General features: G+C 70.3%; 17 protein-coding genes. 15 read left to right on the forward strand and 2 right to left on the reverse strand.

Annotated features, from left to right (window positions below; genetic code table 11):
* Positions 1–39: 39 nt before the first annotated feature.
* From FB382_RS00360 to FB382_RS00395, 8 genes are all read left to right on the forward strand, one after another.
* Complete coding sequence (locus FB382_RS00360; protein ID WP_182535800.1) at positions 40–1,893, forward strand: bifunctional metallophosphatase/5'-nucleotidase; 1,854 nt, start codon at positions 40–42, stop codon at positions 1,891–1,893.
* Positions 1,894–2,066: 173 nt separating this feature from the next.
* Positions 2,067–2,807 (forward strand): hypothetical protein, encoded by a 741-nt coding sequence (locus FB382_RS00365; RefSeq protein WP_182535802.1) that lies wholly within the window; start codon positions 2,067–2,069, stop codon positions 2,805–2,807.
* Between the two features lie 54 nt (positions 2,808–2,861).
* Complete coding sequence (locus tag FB382_RS00370; protein WP_182535804.1) at positions 2,862–4,010, forward strand: NAD(P)/FAD-dependent oxidoreductase; 1,149 nt, start codon at positions 2,862–2,864, stop codon at positions 4,008–4,010.
* A 296-nt stretch (positions 4,011–4,306) separates the two neighbouring features.
* On the forward strand, positions 4,307–4,510 hold the full coding sequence (locus FB382_RS00375) for a cold-shock protein (RefSeq protein WP_122818838.1): 204 nt from the start codon (positions 4,307–4,309) through the stop codon (positions 4,508–4,510).
* A 237-nt stretch (positions 4,511–4,747) separates the two neighbouring features.
* A complete protein-coding gene (locus tag FB382_RS00380; protein WP_182535807.1) occupies positions 4,748–4,912 on the forward strand; it encodes a hypothetical protein in 165 nt (54 codons plus the stop codon).
* Positions 4,913–5,000: 88 nt separating this feature from the next.
* Positions 5,001–5,300: a metal-sensitive transcriptional regulator gene (locus FB382_RS00385; RefSeq protein ID WP_182535809.1), complete on the forward strand. Its 300-nt coding sequence runs from the start codon at positions 5,001–5,003 to the stop codon at positions 5,298–5,300.
* 21 nt (positions 5,301–5,321) lie between these two features.
* Complete coding sequence (locus FB382_RS00390; RefSeq protein ID WP_182535811.1) at positions 5,322–5,531, forward strand: heavy-metal-associated domain-containing protein; 210 nt, start codon at positions 5,322–5,324, stop codon at positions 5,529–5,531.
* Between the two features lie 7 nt (positions 5,532–5,538).
* Positions 5,539–7,659 (forward strand): heavy metal translocating P-type ATPase, encoded by a 2,121-nt coding sequence (locus FB382_RS00395; protein WP_182535813.1) that lies wholly within the window; start codon positions 5,539–5,541, stop codon positions 7,657–7,659.
* 5 nt (positions 7,660–7,664) lie between these two features.
* Here FB382_RS00395 and FB382_RS00400 read toward each other — a convergent pair whose 3' ends face one another.
* Positions 7,665–8,711, reverse strand: coding sequence for a hypothetical protein (locus FB382_RS00400; protein WP_182535815.1), 1,047 nt, complete (start codon positions 8,709–8,711; stop codon positions 7,665–7,667).
* A 41-nt stretch (positions 8,712–8,752) separates the two neighbouring features.
* Here FB382_RS00400 and FB382_RS00405 point away from each other — a divergent pair, with 41 nt between their 5' ends.
* From FB382_RS00405 to FB382_RS00435, 7 genes are all read left to right on the forward strand, one after another.
* Entirely contained in the window at positions 8,753–9,610 is an 858-nt protein-coding gene (locus FB382_RS00405; protein WP_182535817.1) for an NUDIX hydrolase, read from the forward strand.
* A 180-nt stretch (positions 9,611–9,790) separates the two neighbouring features.
* Positions 9,791–10,894, forward strand: a complete 1,104-nt coding sequence (locus tag FB382_RS00410; protein WP_182535819.1) for a substrate-binding domain-containing protein — start codon at positions 9,791–9,793, stop codon at positions 10,892–10,894.
* Positions 10,895–10,981: 87 nt separating this feature from the next.
* Positions 10,982–11,941 (forward strand): phosphate ABC transporter permease subunit PstC, encoded by a 960-nt coding sequence (gene pstC / locus FB382_RS00415; protein WP_343055429.1) that lies wholly within the window; start codon positions 10,982–10,984, stop codon positions 11,939–11,941.
* Positions 11,938–13,023, forward strand: a complete 1,086-nt coding sequence (gene pstA / locus FB382_RS00420; protein WP_182535821.1) for a phosphate ABC transporter permease PstA — start codon at positions 11,938–11,940, stop codon at positions 13,021–13,023. The genes pstC and pstA overlap by 4 nt, the downstream gene beginning before the upstream one ends.
* Positions 13,024–13,045: 22 nt before the next feature.
* Positions 13,046–13,825 carry a phosphate ABC transporter ATP-binding protein PstB gene (gene pstB, locus FB382_RS00425; RefSeq protein WP_182535823.1) on the forward strand — a complete coding sequence of 260 codons (780 nt, stop codon included), beginning with the start codon at positions 13,046–13,048 and terminating at the stop codon, positions 13,823–13,825.
* 97 nt (positions 13,826–13,922) lie between these two features.
* Complete coding sequence (locus FB382_RS00430) at positions 13,923–15,125, forward strand: IS30 family transposase (RefSeq protein ID WP_220481207.1); 1,203 nt, start codon at positions 13,923–13,925, stop codon at positions 15,123–15,125.
* Between the two features lie 102 nt (positions 15,126–15,227).
* Positions 15,228–16,289, forward strand: a complete 1,062-nt coding sequence (locus tag FB382_RS00435; protein ID WP_182535827.1) for a hypothetical protein — start codon at positions 15,228–15,230, stop codon at positions 16,287–16,289.
* A 69-nt stretch (positions 16,290–16,358) separates the two neighbouring features.
* Here FB382_RS00435 and FB382_RS00440 read toward each other — a convergent pair whose 3' ends face one another.
* Positions 16,359–17,372: an inorganic phosphate transporter gene (locus FB382_RS00440; RefSeq protein WP_182535829.1), complete on the reverse strand. Its 1,014-nt coding sequence runs from the start codon at positions 17,370–17,372 to the stop codon at positions 16,359–16,361.

Raw genomic sequence — 17,372 nt, forward strand, 5'->3', positions numbered from 1 at the left:
GGGATACGGTCCCGGCATCCATCTCGGAAGGAGCTCCACATGCATCTCAACGGTCGCCGTGTCAGCGCGCTCTCGGTCGTCGCGCTCACGTCGCTGTCTCTCGGGTTCGGTGCCATCGCCGGATCGAGCGAAGCGGCCACCCGTCAGTCGCACCCGGACGCGCGGAGCGTCTACTCCCACCTGGAGAAGGTGGGAGCGACGGACTACGTCAAGCTCGACCTCCTGGCGCTCAACGACTTCCACGGGAACCTCGAGACCGTGCCGTCGACCAGCTCGAGCGGACGCATCAACAACACCCCCGCGGGTGGGGTGGCCTATCTCGCCCAGCTGGTCCGTCAGGAGAGGAAGAGCTCGCGCGCCGCGGGTGCGGTCCCGTTGACCGTGGCCGCCGGCGACCTCATCGGTGCCTCGCCGCTGCTCTCGGCGGCCTTCCACGACGAGCCGACCATCAAGGCGATGAACAAGATCGGCCTGCAGGTCGCGTCGGTCGGCAACCACGAGTTCGACGAGGGATGGCGCGAGCTGCGTCGCATGCAGAACGGCGGCTGCCTCGCCGACGGCCCCGACGGCGCCAACGGCCAGAACTCCTGCCCGGCGGACCAGGGCTTCGACGGAGCGGACTTCCAGTACCTCGGCGCCAACGTCAAGTGGAGCGACCCGTCCGCGCACAAGCGGGACACAGTCTTCCCGGCGACCAAGATCTTCGACGTCGACGGGCAGAAGGTCGCCTTCATCGGCATGACGCTCGAGGGAACCCCCGCGATCGTCAGCCAGGCCGGCATCCAGGGCCTCACCTTCACGGACGAGGTCGAGACCGCCAACGCGCTGGTCCCGATGCTGGAGGAGAAGGGCGTCGAGTCGATCATCGTGCTCCTGCACGAGGGCCTGACGCCCACCGACGCCACGGCCTACAACGACTGCACCGGTCCGGTCGGGCCGGCTCTCGAGATCGCCCAGAACCTCAGCCCCGCCATCGACGCGGTCGTCTCGGGCCACACGCACCAGCCCTACAACTGCGTCGTCCAGGACCCCGCGGGCAACCCGCGCCTGCTCACGAGCGCGGCGTCCTTCGGCCGGATGGTCACCAAGCTGCACCTGCTGATCGACCCCGTGACGCACGACGTCGTGCGGCCGGCGGCGTACGCCCGGAACATGATCGTCGACAACGGTGACTCGGTGACCCCGTCGGCCGACCTCCTCAAGCTCATCGACACCTACAAGACGCTCGTCGCCCCGATCGCCAACGAGGTCATCGGCCACATCGAGCCCGGCACCTCGATCGTCAAGACCCCCGACGCCAACGGCGGCGACTCGCCCCTCGGCAACCTGATCGCGGACGCCCAGAAGGCGGACGGCTCGGTCGTGTCCGACGGCAAGGCACCCGTCATCGCCCTGATGAACCCCGGCGGCATCCGTGCGGACCTCGTGGAGAACGACGCCGGCGACGTCACCTATGGCGCCGCCTTCTCCGTCCAGCCGTTCAACAACTTCGTGGTCTCCATGGACCTGACCGGAGCGCAGATCAAGGCCGTGCTCAACCAGCAGTGGAACGGTCCCAACGAGACGGCGAACAAGATCATGCAGGTCTCGGGCCTGAGCTACACCTGGGACAAGTCGGACGCCGCGCTCCCCGACACCAACGCCCTCGTCGGCGACGTGCTCGTCGACGACGACGGTGACGCGGCGACGCCGATGGTGCCGATCGTGGACGGGACGACCTACCGGGTCGTCGCGAACAACTTCATGTCCGACGGCGGTGACAACTTCACCACCTTCAAGGAGGGCGCGAACAAGCTCGTCGGCGGGCTCGACATCGACTCGCTCCGCACCTACCTCCTCGCCCACGACCCGGTCGGACCCACGGCCACCGACCGGATCTCCCAGCAGGGCTGACCAGCAGATCCACCACACCAGCAGGCCCCCGCTCCGCGACGGAGCGGGGGCCTGTCTGGTCCGGTCACCCCCCGATTGGGACGGTCCGGCCGACCGAAAGGACGATGTCGCGCGGGGTCCGCGGTCATAGGGTCCCTGCAGGACTCGGAGCGACCTGGGGAGGGGCGATCGTGGTGACGCGTGTGCGCGTGCCGTCGTACCGGCCGAAGCCGACGCGCCAGCAGCGCCTGGCCTACGGCGGGGTGCTCTTCGGCGCCGCCTCCTTCCTGACCGTGCTGGCCCTGCAGCCGCAGCTCGTGACGCAGGCGGGCCGGCAGCTGACCGACCTCGTCCGTGAGGTCCCGGTCGCATCCGGGCCGCTCCCCGGCACGGTGCTCGAGCGCCTTCCGCGCCCGCACGCGCAGGCTCCTGCGCCAGGACCTGCCACCACGACCCCCGCCGCGCCCTCGGCTCCCGCGACCTCGACGTCCTCGGGCGGGACCGCGAGCGGTCACGCGGCGCACTTCGTGGGCAGTCCGGCCACGGGCGGCCACGCGCCCGGAGGCCACCCCTCACCCCCGACTTCGCCCGTGCCCGGCAACGGCCACACGGCCGGGCCGATCACCGGGGTCATCCACCCGCCGGTCGTGATCGTCGCTGATGGCGTCGACCAGGCGACCGGTGGCGCCAGCTCGCCGGTCACCGGACCCGCCGTGCAGGTGGTCGACGGCGCCACGGGGGCGCTCGACGGCGCCCTGGGCGGCGGCCACGGGCACGGTCACGCCTACGGCCACACCAAGCCCGGGTCGAAGCACGAGTCGAAGCACGGCTCCAAGCACGGCTCCAAGCACGGCTCCAAGCACGAGGCCAAGCACGAGGCCAAGCACGGGCACAAGACCGGGCACGCCAAGCACGGGAAGCACGCCCAGCACTGACCCGTCCCCAGGATTCGGGGCGCCAGGGGTGCCCCGGGTCGCTAGCGTGCAGGGATGCGCATCGTCGTCCTGGGCGCGGGCTTCGGGGGCCTCGAGATCGCCAGTCGCCTGTCCGCGGAGTTCGGTGACGCCCTCGACCTGGTCCTGGTCGACCGGGCCGACGCGTTCGTCTTCGGCTTCAGCAAGCTCGACGTGATGTTCGGCCGGACGACCGCCGAGCACGTCGTGCACCGCTACGGCGACGTGGTGCGGCCCGGGGTCCGGTTCGTGCAGGCGAGCGTGCGCGCGATCGACCCGGTGGCGCGCCGGGTGGTGACCGACGACGAGGTGCTCGAGGCCGACGTGCTGGTGATCGCGCTGGGCGCGGACCTGCATCCCGAGGCGACGCCCGGCCTGGTCGAGGGCGGCCACGAGTTCTACACGGTGGAGGGCGCGTTCGCGGTCCGCGAGGTCCTGGAGCGCTTCGAGGGCGGCCGCGTCGTGGTGGCCGTGACGTCCACCCCGTTCAAGTGCCCGCCGGCTCCCAGTGAGACCGCCTTCCTCGTGCACGACCTGCTCGAGCGACGCGGCCTGCTCGACCGCTCGGAGGTGTCGCTGGTGATGCCGCTGCCGGCGCCGATCCCGCCGTCGCCCCAGGCCTCGCGGGCGATCCTCACGGCGTTCGCGGAGCGCGGCATCGCCTGGCACCCCGAGACGCTGGTCCACAGCATCGACCCGGCGCGGAAGGTCGCGGTCCTCACCGACGGCGGCGAGCTGCCGTTCGACCTGCTCCTGGCCGTCCCCGTGCACCGCGCGCCGGCGGTCGTCGTCGAGGCCGGGCTGACCCAGGACGGCTGGGTGCCCGTGGACCCGTTCACGCTCGAGACCCGCTTCCCCGACGTCTACGCCGTGGGCGACGTGACCAGTGTCGGGACGCCCAAGGCGGGCGTCTTCGCCGAGGGTCAGGCGGCGGTCGTGGCGGACGCGATCGCCGCACGGATGCGCTCCGACAGCGCCGGAGCGACGTACGACGGGCGCGGGATCTGCTACCTCGAGCTCGGCCACGACGAGGTGGCACGGGTGGAGGTGGTCTTCCGGCCGGGGGAGATGCCGGTGGGGGCGCTGGAGGGGCCGACGCCCGAGCTGGCCGCGGACAAGGCGGCGTTCGGGGCGGAGCGGGTGCAGCGGTGGTTCGGCCGGTCCTGGGAGCAGCTGGCGCGCTGACCGTGTCCCCGACGGACCGGCGTCGTTAGCGCGCCTGTCACGCGTGCGTAGCAGAACCTTCATGCCTCTGGCGAAGAAAGTGTGTCCCGGAAGCGTGAACCTCGCCCATACCTTGCTAGTGTCGACGCCAGCAACAGGTGCAAGTTCCAGCAGGTCTGACGCCCGCGGAGTTTGTGATCCAACGGCGTTTCGTTTTTGTGGCTCCAAATCCACATGTCGGAGCGACGTGTCACCGCATCTGATGCGGGGCCGTCGAAGTGACGGCCTCATCGCACCGATATAGGAGTACAGAGCACATGGCTCAGGGCACCGTTAAGTGGTTCAACGCCGAGAAGGGTTTCGGCTTCATTGCGCAGGAGGACGGCGGCGACGACGTCTTCGTGCACTACTCGGCCATCCAGACGCAGGGCTACAAGTCCCTGGATGAGAACCAGAAGGTTGAGTTCGACGTCACCCAGGGTCCGAAGGGCCCCCAGGCGGAGAACGTTCGCGCGATCTGATCTCGCGAACCTGAGGACCGGGCAGCACCTGTCCGACGTCTTCGTGTGACGAGGCCTCACCCCTTCGGGGGTGGGGCCTCGTTCCGTTTGTGCAGCGGCCGCCCGCGGAGTGACCCGGACGGGTGGTGTGGCACCACCCACACGGGTCAGATTTGGTTCAGAGCGTTTGGCGGTTGTGGCGCTCGGGCAGGCTTGTCACACGGGGGAGTCAATGTTGTCTTGTCACGAGGAGTCCAGGTGCACGACCAGTTCGACGTCACCCTTGAGGACGCCGACCTTCTCGGCGAGGTGGAGCTCACCACCAACCTGATCATCGCTGCGTCCGAGTCCGACGACCACCTGTCCGAGGGTCAGATCGACGACATCCTCGGCGTCGTCCCGCAGCCGCGCCAGGCCCAGTAGCCCGCGCCCCTTCTCTCCGTCGTCTCCTCTCGGGCCGGTGCCGCCGCGCGCCCTTGAACGCCATACCCCATGGGGGTAGCCTCGAGGCATGCCGGACGACGAGCACCAGCACGGATACATCCACCGCAAGGACGACTACCTCAAGCGGCTGCGCCGCATCGAGGGCCAGGCCCGCGGCCTCCAGCGGATGGTCGAGGAGGAGAAGTACTGCATCGACATCCTCACCCAGGTGTCCGCCGTGACCAAGGCCCTCCAGGCCGTCTCGATCGGCCTGCTCGAGGAGCACATGCAGCACTGCGTCGTCGACGCCGCCCGGGCCGGTGAGGCCGAGGCCCGCGAGAAGGTCGCCGAGGCCGTCGACGCCATCGCCCGGCTCGTCCGGTCCTGACCCAACGCTGAGGAGCGATCCATGTCTTCTGTCTCCACCACCTTCACCGTCACCGGCATGACCTGCGGCCACTGCGTCGCCTCGGTCACCGAGGAGATCTCCGAGATCGACGGGGTCCAGGACGTCGCCGTCGTCCTCGAGACCGGTGCCGTCACCGTCACCAGCAGCCACGAGCTGGACCGCGCGAGCGTCGAGGCTGCCGTGACCGAGGCGGGCTACGCACTGACATGAGCCCCCGATGAGCACCGACGTCGAGCTCGCGATCTCCGGGATGACGTGCGCGTCGTGCGCCAACCGGATCGAGCGCAAGCTCAACAAGCTCGAGGGCGTCACCGCGACGGTCAACTACGCCACCGAGCGGGCGCGCGTCACCTATCCGGGCACGCTCACGACCGACGACCTGGTCGCCACGGTCGAGGCGGCGGGGTACGCCGCGTCGCTGCCGCGCCCGGAGACCGACGACGCCCCGGAGGTCGACGTACTGCGTCGGCGGCTGGTGGTCGCCGCGGTGCTGAGCGTCCCGGTCCTGCTCCTGGGGATGGTGCCGGGCCTGGAGTTCCCCGGGTCGGGCTGGGTGTCCCTGGCGCTGACCACGCCGGTCGTGGTGTGGGCCGGCCTGCCGTTCCACCGTGCCGCGCTGGCCAACGCGCGACACCTGACGACCACCATGGACACGCTGGTGTCGGTGGGGGTCGGGTCGGCGTACGCCTGGTCGGTCGTGGCGCTGGTCATCGGCGGCCACCTCTACCTCGAGGCGGCGGCGGTCGTGACGACGTTCCTGCTGGCGGGGCGGTGGTTCGAGAAGCGGTCGAAGCGGCGGGCGGGCGCCGCGCTGCGCGCGTTGATGGAGCTCGGGGCCAAGGAGGTCACGGTGCTCCGCGACGGCGTCGAGCAGCTGGTGCCGGCCGAGCGGCTCGTGGCGGGTGACGTCTTCGTCGTGCGGCCGGGGGAGAAGGTCGCGACCGACGGGGTCGTGGAGAGCGGCACCTCGGCCGTCGACGCGTCGATGCTGACCGGCGAGTCCGTGCCGGTCGAGGTCGGGCCGGGCGACGAGGTCGTGGGCGCGACCGTCAACGCGGGCGGCCGGCTGGTCGTGCGCGCGACGCGCGTCGGGACCGACACACAGCTGGCGCAGATGGCGCGGCTGGTCGAGGAGGCCCAGAACGGCAAGGCGCAGGCCCAGCGGCTGGCCGACCGGATCTCCGGGGTGTTCGTGCCCGTCGTGATCGTGCTGGCGCTGCTGACCCTCGCCGGCTGGCTGCTGGCCGGCGGCACGGCCACCGAGGCGTTCACGGCGGCCGTCGCGGTCCTGATCATCGCCTGCCCGTGCGCGCTGGGGCTGGCCACGCCGACGGCGCTGATGGTCGGCACCGGCCGAGGCGCCCAGCTCGGCATCCTGATCCGCGGACCGGAGGTGCTGGAGTCCACGCGGCGCATCGACACCGTGGTGCTCGACAAGACCGGCACGGTCACCACCGGCCGGATGTCGCTGGTCTCCGTCGTGGCCGCGTCCGGTGACTCCGTCGAGGACGTACGCCGGCTCGCTGCGGCCGTCGAGGCCGCCTCGGAGCACCCCGTCGCGCGGGCCGTCGCGGTGGCGGTGCCGGCCCCGGAGCCGGTCGAGGACTTCGCCAACGAGCCGGGGCTCGGGGTGACCGGCCGGGTCGCGGGGATCCCCGTGGTCGTCGGGGGCGCCGGGCTGTTCGCCGACCGTGGCCTGGTCGTGCCCGACGACCTGGTCGCCGCGGTCGCCGCGGCCCAGGCGCTCGGACACGTCGCCGTGCTCGTCGGGTGGGACGGCCGCGCTCGCGGCGTGCTCGCGGTGGCTGACACGGTGAAGCCGACCTCGGCCGAGGCCGTCAGGTCGCTGCGCGAGCTGGGCCTGACGCCGGTGCTGCTGACCGGCGACCACGAGCGGGCCGCGCGGGCCATCGCCGCCGAGGTGGGCATCGAGCGGGTCGTCGCCGGGGTGCTGCCCTCCGGCAAGGTCGACGAGATCCGCCGCCTGCAGGCCGAGGGCCGGGTCGTCGCGATGGTGGGTGACGGTGTCAACGATGCCGCTGCCCTGGCACAGGCCGACCTCGGGCTCGCGATGGGCACCGGGACCGATGTGGCGATCCAGGCCAGTGACCTGACGCTGGTCCGCGGGGACCTGCGGGTGGCGGCGGTCGCCGTACGGCTGGCGCGGCGGACGCTCGGCACCATCAAGGGCAACCTCTTCTGGGCGTTCGCCTACAACGTGGCCGCGCTGCCGCTGGCCGCGGCCGGGCTGCTCGACCCGATGATCGCCGGGGCCGCGATGGCGCTGTCGTCGGTGTTCGTGGTCAGCAACAGCCTGCGCCTGCGCCGCTTCTCCTGACCGGGTCAGCAGGTGGCGAAGAGGAGCGGGCCGCTGCTCAGGTCCGAGAGGACGTAGGCGCCCTCCACCGGGGTGAGGTCCATCGTCACGAGCGAACCGTCGGCGGCGACCTTGCCCAGCTTGAAGCGATCGGCGAAGTCGCCACCCTGGCCGGGGGCCGGGCCGCTGGCGAGGGCGGCGCGCGAGTCGGCGTTGGTCCTGGCCTGGTCGTCGGACTCGAAGCCCATGACGACGAGCACGTGGCCGGAGGGCTGCACCGACATCGCGAAGGCGCTGATCGGGTTGACCTTGCCGGCCTGCGTGACCAGCGACTCGGCCTCCTGCTGGTCGGAGGGGTCGGCCTGGCTCATCGCGAGCGCCGAGCAGGTGTAGTCACCGGTGTAGACCGAGGCGGCGAGCGGCTCGCCCGAGGCGTCGGTGACGTCGGCGAGGCCGTCGGGTCCGCCGTCGTCGAGGTGGCCGATCGCCGTGTGGAGGTAGTCGGCGGTGTCGCTGGTCAGCACCAGGTGGTCGTCCTCGTCGAGGGCGACGTACTGCAGCTCGGGCGTCAGCCCGGCCGCGATCGAGGGGAGCAACGACCCGCCGCCCAGCCAGACGCCCTTGTCGTCGGACGGCCGTGTGAAGCCGAGGCCCGTCAGGTGGGTCTCGAGGGAGGCGAAGTCGGTCGAATCGGGCATCCGCAGCATCACGACCGCGCCCTGCTTGGACTGGCTGAACAGCTCCCACTGCACCGACGCGGGGGAGAAGCCGAACTGCTGCTGCAGGACGTCGGCCGACTCCAGCAGGGCCGAGGACGGGCTGAGGTCGCGCTCGTAGGCCTTGTTCAGGAACGCGTCCATGTCGTGCACCGAGGAGTCGGCGGACAGGGAGGCGCCCAGCTCGGTGCGCACGGCGGCCCAGTCGGTCCACGACAGCCGCTCCGCGTCGGGCGGGGCCATGTGGACGGCCCGCTCGAAGTCGGTGCCGCTGGAGGCGCGCCACCACAGGAAGCCACCGGCGACGAGGGCGAGCACGAGCACGCCGACGCCCGCGAGGACTGTCCGCTGCGGCACTGGCTCTCCTGATCGGGCTCGGGTGATGTGAGACTACTGGCATGCCCCAGAGGGACGTGCTCGCCGCCGGCGCCGTGGTCTTCCGTCCCGGGAAGCGCGTGCTCCTGGTCCATCGCCCCAAGTACGACGACTGGTCCTTCCCCAAGGGCAAGGTCGACCCGGGCGAGCACGTGACGGCGGCGGCGGTCCGCGAGGTGGCCGAGGAGACCGGCGTCCATGTCCGGCTCGGGCCACCGCTGAGCGCGCAGCGCTATCCCAACGGCGACCGGATGAAGAGCGTCGCCTACTGGACGGGCCGGGCGGTCGGCGACGACGACGTCTCGGGCTACCTGGTCAACGCCGAGATCGACGACGTGCGCTGGGTGGACTTCGACGAGGCGGTCGAGCTGCTGACCTACCCACACGACGTGGACACGCTGCGCGAGGCGGCCAGGCGGCGCCGCAAGACCCACGCGCTCGTGGTGCTGCGCCACGGCCAGGCCCGCTCGCGGAAGGCGTGGCGCAAGGACGACCGGCTGCGCCCGCTGATGGCCGCCGGGCGGCTGCAGGCCCAACACCTGGTGCCGGTGCTCGCGGCGTACGACGTGACCCGCGTGGTCAGCTCCAGCTCGACGCGCTGCGTGGAGTCGGTGGCGCCGTACGCCGACGTCACGGGCTGGAAGCTCGAGCTCGAGGACGCCCTCAGCGAGGAGGCGGCCACCGCGCACGAGGTGCTGCGGGTCGTCGACGACCTGGTGCACGGTGACGAGGGGGCGGTGCTGTGCAGCCACCGTCCGGTGCTGCCCGCCGTGTTCGACGCCCTGGGGCTGCGCGACCCGGATCTGGAGCCCGGGAGCATGCTCGTGGCGCACGTGCGCAAGGGGGCCGTGGTGGCCACGGAGATCCAGTCCGTGCGGTGATCCAGGGTCCCGCTGTCAAGCAATCCCGGCCTTGTTCACGTGATCGCCGTCTCATCAGTGCCGGTTTGTGGACGATTGGGCGATTCGAGTTCACTCCTCGTTCACCGACGCCCCCGAAGCCGTCCATCTGCGCTGCCTAGCGTCCTTGATGTCATCACCCCAGACATCAGGAGTTACGAAGTGAAGAGCACTTCCGTCCGCCGGGCAATCGTGCCCGGGATCGCTGCCCTCACGCTGGCCCTGTCCGCCTGTGGCGCCGGCAACGAGTCGTCCAGCACCGACAGCAGCTCGAGTGGCTCGGTGAGCGGCACCCTGAACGGTGGCGGCTCGTCCGCCCAGGAGTCCGCGCAGGCTGCGTGGAAGGCTGGCTTCCAGGGCGCCAACAGCGGCGCCACCGTGAACTACGACCCGGTCGGCTCCGGCACGGGTCGCGAGAACTTCATCAACGGCGCCTACAAGTTCGCCGGCTCCGACTCGGCGCTCAGCACCGACGAGGGCGAGCTCGACAAGGCCAAGGAGGCGTGCGGCGGCGAGGACCCGATCGAGGTCCCCGCGTACGTGTCCCCGATCGCCGTGGTCTACAACGTCCAGGGCGTCGACAACCTCCAGCTCGACGCGCCGACGATCGCCGAGATCTTCGCCGGCAAGATCACCAAGTGGAACGACCCGGCCATCGCCGACCAGAACCCCGACGCGAAGCTGCCGAGCACCACGATCACGCCCGTGCACCGCTCGGACGACTCGGGCACCACGAACAACTTCACCGACTACCTCGAGCAGGCTGCCGAGGGCAAGTGGACCTACCCGGCCGACAGCATCTGGCCGATCAAGGGCGGCGAGGCCGGCGACGGCACCTCCGGCCTGGTGGCCGCGGTCAAGGCCGGCGACGGCACCATCGGCTACGCCGACGAGAGCCAGGCCGGTGACCTCGGCGTCGCCTCGATCAAGGTCGGGGACAGCTACAACGCCCCGTCCGCCGAGGGTGCCGCCCAGGTGCTGGCGAACTCGCCGCGCGTCTCGGGCCGGGCCGACACCGACATGGCCATCGAGGTGGACCGCAAGGACACCGACGCGGGCGCCTACCCGCTGATGCTCACGTCGTACCTCATCGCCTGCCAGCACTACGACACGCAGTCCGACGCCGACCTGGTCAAGGGCTACCTGTCCTACGCCGTGTCGACCGAGGGCCAGCAGGCCGCGGCGACGCAGGCCGGCTCGGCGCCGCTCGACAGCAAGCTGCAGCAGGAAGCCGCAGCGATCGTCGACAAGATCGCCGTCAAGTAACGTCCGAAACACTGCATCATCGGATGCGGCGGGCCGAAAACTCGGCCCGCCGCTTCCGGCATTCCGAGTGAGATCACAGGAGCACCCGTGTCAGCCACTCCCACCCTGAAGGATCCGGAGGCGTCGCCGGCGATCCAGACCGGCAACCGCCGGCGCGGCGACGCCCTCTTCGCCGGTACGGCGCGCGGCGCCGGACTGGTGATCCTCGCGGCGCTGGCCGGTGTCGTGGTCTTCCTCGCGATCGAGGGCATCCCCGGCCTCAACGAGACCTCCGGCACCTACGCGCCGCACGACTCGTTCCTCAGCTACACCGCGCCGCTCGTGTTCGGCACCGTGCTGGCCGCCGTCCTGGCGCTGGTGATCGCCGTGCCGTTCGCCTTCGGCATCGCGCTGTTCATCTCGCACTACGCACCGCGCCGGATCGCCGTCCCCGTGGCGTACGTCATCGACCTGCTCGCGGCGGTGCCGTCGGTGGTCTACGGACTGTGGGGCGGGCGCACCCTCGGCAAGTACATCGTCCCGGCGCACGCCTGGCTCGCTGACCACCTCGGGTTCATCCCGCTCTTCAAGGGGCCCGCCTCGGTCACCGGCCGCACCATGTTCACCGCCGCCATCGTGCTCGCGATCATGGTCCTGCCGATCATCACCGCGATCTCGCGCGAGGTCTTCGCGCAGACGCCGCGGCTCCACGAGGAGGCCGCCCTCGCGCTGGGCGCCACCCGGTGGGAGGCGATCCGCCTCGCGGTCTTCCCCTACGCCCGCTCCGGCATGGTCTCGGCCGTGATGCTCGGTCTCGGTCGTGCGCTCGGCGAGACGATGGCCGTGGCGATGGTGCTCTCGGCCTCGCCCGTCGCGACCCTGAACATCATCTCGAACACCAACTCCGCGACGGTCGCCTCCAACATCGCGACGAGCTTCGCCGAGGCCACGCCCGCCAAGCTGCACGTCCTGATCGCGACCGGGCTCGTGCTGTTCGCCGTGACGTTCGCGGTGAACTTCGCCGCCCGCTGGATCGTGGGCCGCAACGAACGGAGGATGGCCCGATGAGCGAGACCCAGCTCGCGATGGCCAACGGCCCGTCGCTCGCGCTCTCCCAGCCGCGGCTGCCCCGCTGGGCGCCGATCCTGGTGGCGGTCCTCGCGATCGCCGCCGCCGGCCTGCCCGCGATGATCCTCGGCTGGGGCCTCGTGCCCTGGCTGCTGCTGGCGGTGCTCCTCTTCGCCGTGGGTCTCCCGCTGTGGTCCGGCCTGGTCGAGAACCGCCGCTCCGCGGTCGACCGGCTGATGACGACCCTGATCTGGGCCGCCTTCGCGGTCGCCCTGATCCCGCTCGTGTGGCTGCTGTGGACCGTCGCGCGCATCGGCGGGCCCCGCATCAACGTGGAGTTCCTGACCTACTCGATGCGCAACATCCTCGGTGACGGCGGTGGCATCTACCACGCGCTGCTCGGGACGTTGCTCATCACCGCTGCGGCTGCTGTCATCTCGGTGCCGATCGGCATCTTCGCCGCGATCTACCTGGTCGAGTACGGCAAGGGCAAGACCCTGGCACGCCTCATGACGTTCCTCGTCGACGTGATGACCGGCATCCCCTCGATCGTGGCCGGCCTCTTCGCGCTGGCGCTGTTCGTGCTGCTGTTCGGCCCCGAGACGCGTCTGGGCTTCGGCGGCTCGGTCGCGCTGTCGCTGCTGATGATCCCGATCGTGGTGCGCTCCACCGAGGAGATGCTGCGGCTCGTGCCGGACGACCTGCGCGAGGCGTCGTACGCCCTCGGCGTACCGAAGTGGCGGACGATCACGCGCGTCGTGCTGCGCACGGCGCTCGGCGGCATCATCACCGGCGTGACGCTCGCGGTCGCCCGGGTGATCGGCGAGACGGCGCCGCTGCTGGTGATCGCCGGCCTGTCGGACTCGACCAACACCAACCTGTTCCACGAGCGGATGACGACGCTGCCGGTGTTCATCTACTACCAGTTCACCCAGCCGGGCGTGGTGCCCTTCGGCAGCCATGGCGAGGCGCCGGGCATTGCGCGAGCATGGGGGGCGGCACTCGTCCTCATCGTGCTCGTGATGGTGCTGAACCTGCTGGCCCGCCTCATCGGCAAGATCTTCGCCCCCTCCAAGGGCTGACCCAGAAAGGCTGAGCCAGACCATGGCCAAGAGCATCGATGTATCGGACCTCGACATCTACTACGGCGACTTCAAGGCCGTCGAGGGTGTCAACATGACCATCAAGGCGCGGTCGGTGACCGCGTTCATCGGCCCCTCGGGCTGCGGCAAGTCGACCATGCTGCGGTCGCTGAACCGCATGCACGAGGTGATCCCCGGCGCGCGCGTCGAGGGCAAGATCATGGTCGACGGGCAGTCGCTGTACGACGCCTCGATCGACCCGGTCGCCGTGCGCCGCCAGATCGGCATGGTCTTCCAGCGGCCCAACCCGTTCCCCACGATGTCGATCTACGACAACGTGCTCGCGGGCAACCGGCTGAACGCCAAGAAGATCAAGAAGGCCGAGGCCGACGCGATCGTCGAGCGCTCGCTGACCGCCGCCAACCTCTGGAACGAGGTCAAGGACCGCCTCGGCAAGCCCGGCATGGGCCTGTCCGGTGGTCAGCAGCAGCGACTCTGCATCGCCCGCGCGATCGCCGTCGAGCCGCAGGTGCTGCTCATGGACGAGCCGTGTTCGGCGCTCGACCCGATCTCGACGTCGGCGATCGAGGACCTGATCCACGACCTGAAGTCCGACTACACGATCGTGATCGTCACCCACAACATGCAGCAGGCCGCGCGGGTCTCCGACGACACCGGCTTCTTCAACCTGAAGGCGGCTGGACAGCCGGGTCACCTGGTGGAGTTCAACCCGACCAAGAAGATGTTCACCAACCCCGACCAGGAGTCGACCGAGGCGTACATCTCGGGGCGGTTCGGCTGAGGGTGGTGTTGTCGGGATAGTCCGGCACGTTTCTGTTGTTCTCGAGCACTTGGGCTCAAGGGGTGGATGCAACACCACGGCTTGAGGGGTGTTGCAGATGGGCCGTCCGGGATATTGCCGCGAGGTCCGGTCACGGTTCTGGGATGGGATCCGGGCCGGCCTGCTGATCGGGGAGGCCGCGCGAGCCGCCGGTGTGTCGGTCAACTGCGGGCAGGCATGGTTCCGTGAGCGTGGCGGGGTGTGTCCCTCACGCCAAGAGCCCGGGTCTGTTCGCCCCCGGTTGACGCTGGAGCAACGCGAGGACATTGCCGCCTTCTGGTCGGAGGGGATGTCCAAGGCTGAGATCGCCCGCGAGGTCGGTGTGCATCGCTCGACCATCGGGCGGGAGCTGGCAGCCGGCAGCACCTACTTTCCCGACCGGCGGCCCAAGTACCGTGCCACGGTCGCGCAGGCCGCGGCGGACCGGCGAGCGAGTCGACCCAAGACCACGAAGCTGGCCGGCAACCCTGCCCTGGCCGCGGAGGTGGCTCGTCGGTTGGAGGAGGAGCACAGCCCCGAGCAGATCGCGGCACGGCTGAAGATCGACTTCCCCGACGATGAGGACATGCAGGTGAGCCACGAGCCGATCTACCAGGCGCTGTTCGTCCAGGGACGCGGCGAACTGCGCCGGGACCTGCACAAACGGCTACGCACCGGCCGGGTGTTGCGCAAGCCACGTCGACCGGTCGGGCAACGCGGGGGCAGCAAGATCCCGGACATGGTCAACATCAGCGAGCGTCCGCCCGAGGTCGAGGACCGAGCCGTGCCCGGCCACTGGGAGGGCGACCTGATCGTGGGGGCCAGCTCCCGGTCCGCGATCGGGACCCTGGTGGAGCGCGCCACCGGGTTCACCATGCTGCTGCACCTGCCGGAGAACCACGGCGCAGACACCGTCGCCGCTGCGATGATCGAGGCGATGAGCCGGCTGCCCGAGACGCTGCGGCAGACCCTGACCTGGGACCAGGGCCGCGAGATGGCCAGCCACGTCCGGATCGCCGCCGCCACCGACCTGGAGATCTACTTCTGCGACCCGCACTCGCCCTGGCAACGCGGCACCAACGAGAACACCAACGGGCTGCTGCGCCAGTACTTCCCCAAGGGCGCCGACCTCTCCCTCTTCGGCCCCGACTACCTCGAGCACGTGGCCCGAAAACTGAACAGCCGACCCCGCAAGCGACTCGGGTTCAAGACCCCCGCCGAAGCTCTCGACGAACTACTCTCACAACCCACAGATCCGCACGCTGTTGCATCCACCGGTTGAATTCGCCGCACGTGGAACAACAGAAACGTGCCGGACTATCGCCGTTTCGGGGGCCTGTGGATAGCCGACGAGCGGGGTCGTCGATCCGGGTAGGTCCATCCCATGGACCGATCCTTCACGCCCTCGACGTTTCACCCGCGGCGGCCGGGCATCTACGCCCCGCTGCGGATCGACGCCTGCGGACGCGCCGGACCGACTCCGGAGGCGGTCAGGTGGAGCAGGTGGCGGCGTACGAGTAGTGGCTTCTACCTGCCCGCTGACCTGGAGCTGATCCAGCCCGAGCAACGGATCGTCGAGGCTGCTGCCGTGCTTCCCGAGTACGGCGGAGTCACGGGCTGGGCCGCACTTCGGTGGCTCGGAGCGACCTGGTTCGACGGTGGCGCCGGTCGGGACGACGTCCACCTTGCCATCGGCCCGTGCAACGTCCGGGCGCAGAAGGGCATCCACCCGTGCGAGGAGAAGCTCGCTCCGGAAGACCTCACCGAGCTCGACGGACTGCGCATCACCTCAGCAGTGCGCTCGACCTGCTACGAGATGAGGTACGCGGCCACCCTCCGGCTCGCCGTCGTCGTCCTGGAGATGGCGGCGTACCACGACGTCGTCTCGATCGAGGAGGTCCGGGCCTACGCCCGCTCGCTCGCGAGCTGGACCGGCGTCCCCCAGCTCCGTGCCGCGCTGGCGCTCGCCGAGGAGAACAGCTGGTCGCCGATGGAGACACTGATGCGCCTGGTGTGGATCCTGGACGCGTGCCGGCCGCGTCCGCTGTGCAACGTGCCCGTCTTCGACCTCGCGGGTCGGCACTTGGGGACTCCCGACCTGCTGGATCCTGTCGCGGGGGTGTACGGCGAGTACGACGGCCATGTCCACCTCGTCGAGGACCGACGCGCACCTGACCTCGACCGCCTGGAGCTGTTTCGCTCGGTGGGGCTGGAGGGCGCCGTCATGGTGGCGGCGGACCGTCGCGATCCCTCACAGTTCGTGCGACGACTGCTCGGGGCGTATCGCCGTGCCCGGAACCTCCCGGAGGGAGCGCGGCGGTGGACGCTCGAACCGCCCGGGTGGTGGATCGACACCACCACCGTGGCCGCCCGCCGAGCGCTCATCGGTCGCGATCGTCGGTTGCTCGCCCACCGGAACCGTCTGAGGGGCCCGCTGGCGGGGTAGTCCGGCACGTTTCTGTTGGTCACGGGCGTGCCGAACAACAGAAACGTGCCGGACTATCCCAGCCGACCCTCAGGAAGGAATGACGAGGTGCAGCACGCCGTAACAGGCGGCGGCGGCCAGACCGGCCATGGGGAAGGTGAGGACCCAGGCGGTGACGATCGAGCGGGCCATGCCCCAGCGGACGGCCGAGAAGCGCTTGGTGGCGCCGGCGCCCATGATCGAGGACGTGATCACGTGGGTGGTGGAGATGGGGGCCTGGAAGGCGAAGGCGGTCGTGTAGAGCACCGACGCGCCGACGGCCTCGGCGGAGAAGCCGCGGGCGGGGTCGAGGTGGATGATCCGGCGGCCGAGGGTGCGCATGATGCGCCAGCCGCCGGAGTAGGTGCCGAGCGAGATGGCGGACGCGGCCGCGATGACCACCCAGAGGGGGAGGGCGTCGGAGGTGACGTACGACGGGTCCTCGATCGTGTGGTACGCCCCGAGTGCCAGCACGATCACGCCCATCGTCTTCTGGGCGTCCTGCAGGCCGTGGCCGAGGGCCAGGGCCGCGGCGGAGAGCGTCTGCATCATCCGGAAGCCGCGGAAGACCTTGTGGGGGTTGCGCTTCCGGAAGATCCACATGATCGACAGCATCACGATGAACGCCGCGATGAAGCCGAAGACCGGCGAGGCCACCATCGGGATGACGACCTTGTCGAGGATGGTCTGCCAGTTGACCGTGGCGCCGCCGACGAGCGCCGCCCCGACCAGGCCGCCGATGAGGGCGTGCGAGGAGGACGACGGCAGGCCGAAGTACCACGTGATGAGGTTCCAGATGATGGCGCCGAGGAGGGCGGACATCACGATCACGAGCCCGTGCCGGGCCGCGACGCCCCCGATCGTGTCGGAGACGGTGTGCGCGACCTCCTGGCCGAGCAGCGCGCCCACGAAGTTCATCACCGCCGCGAGCAGCAGCGCGATGCGCGGCGTGAGTGCCCGGGTCGAGACCGAGGTGGCGATGGCGTTGGCGGCGTCGTGGAAGCCGTTGGTGTAGTCGAAGGCGAGAGCGATGCCGACGACCGCGATGACGATCGCGAGATCCAC

The organism is Nocardioides ginsengisegetis (assembly GCF_014138045.1).
Taxonomy (GTDB): domain Bacteria; phylum Actinomycetota; class Actinomycetes; order Propionibacteriales; family Nocardioidaceae; genus Nocardioides; species Nocardioides ginsengisegetis.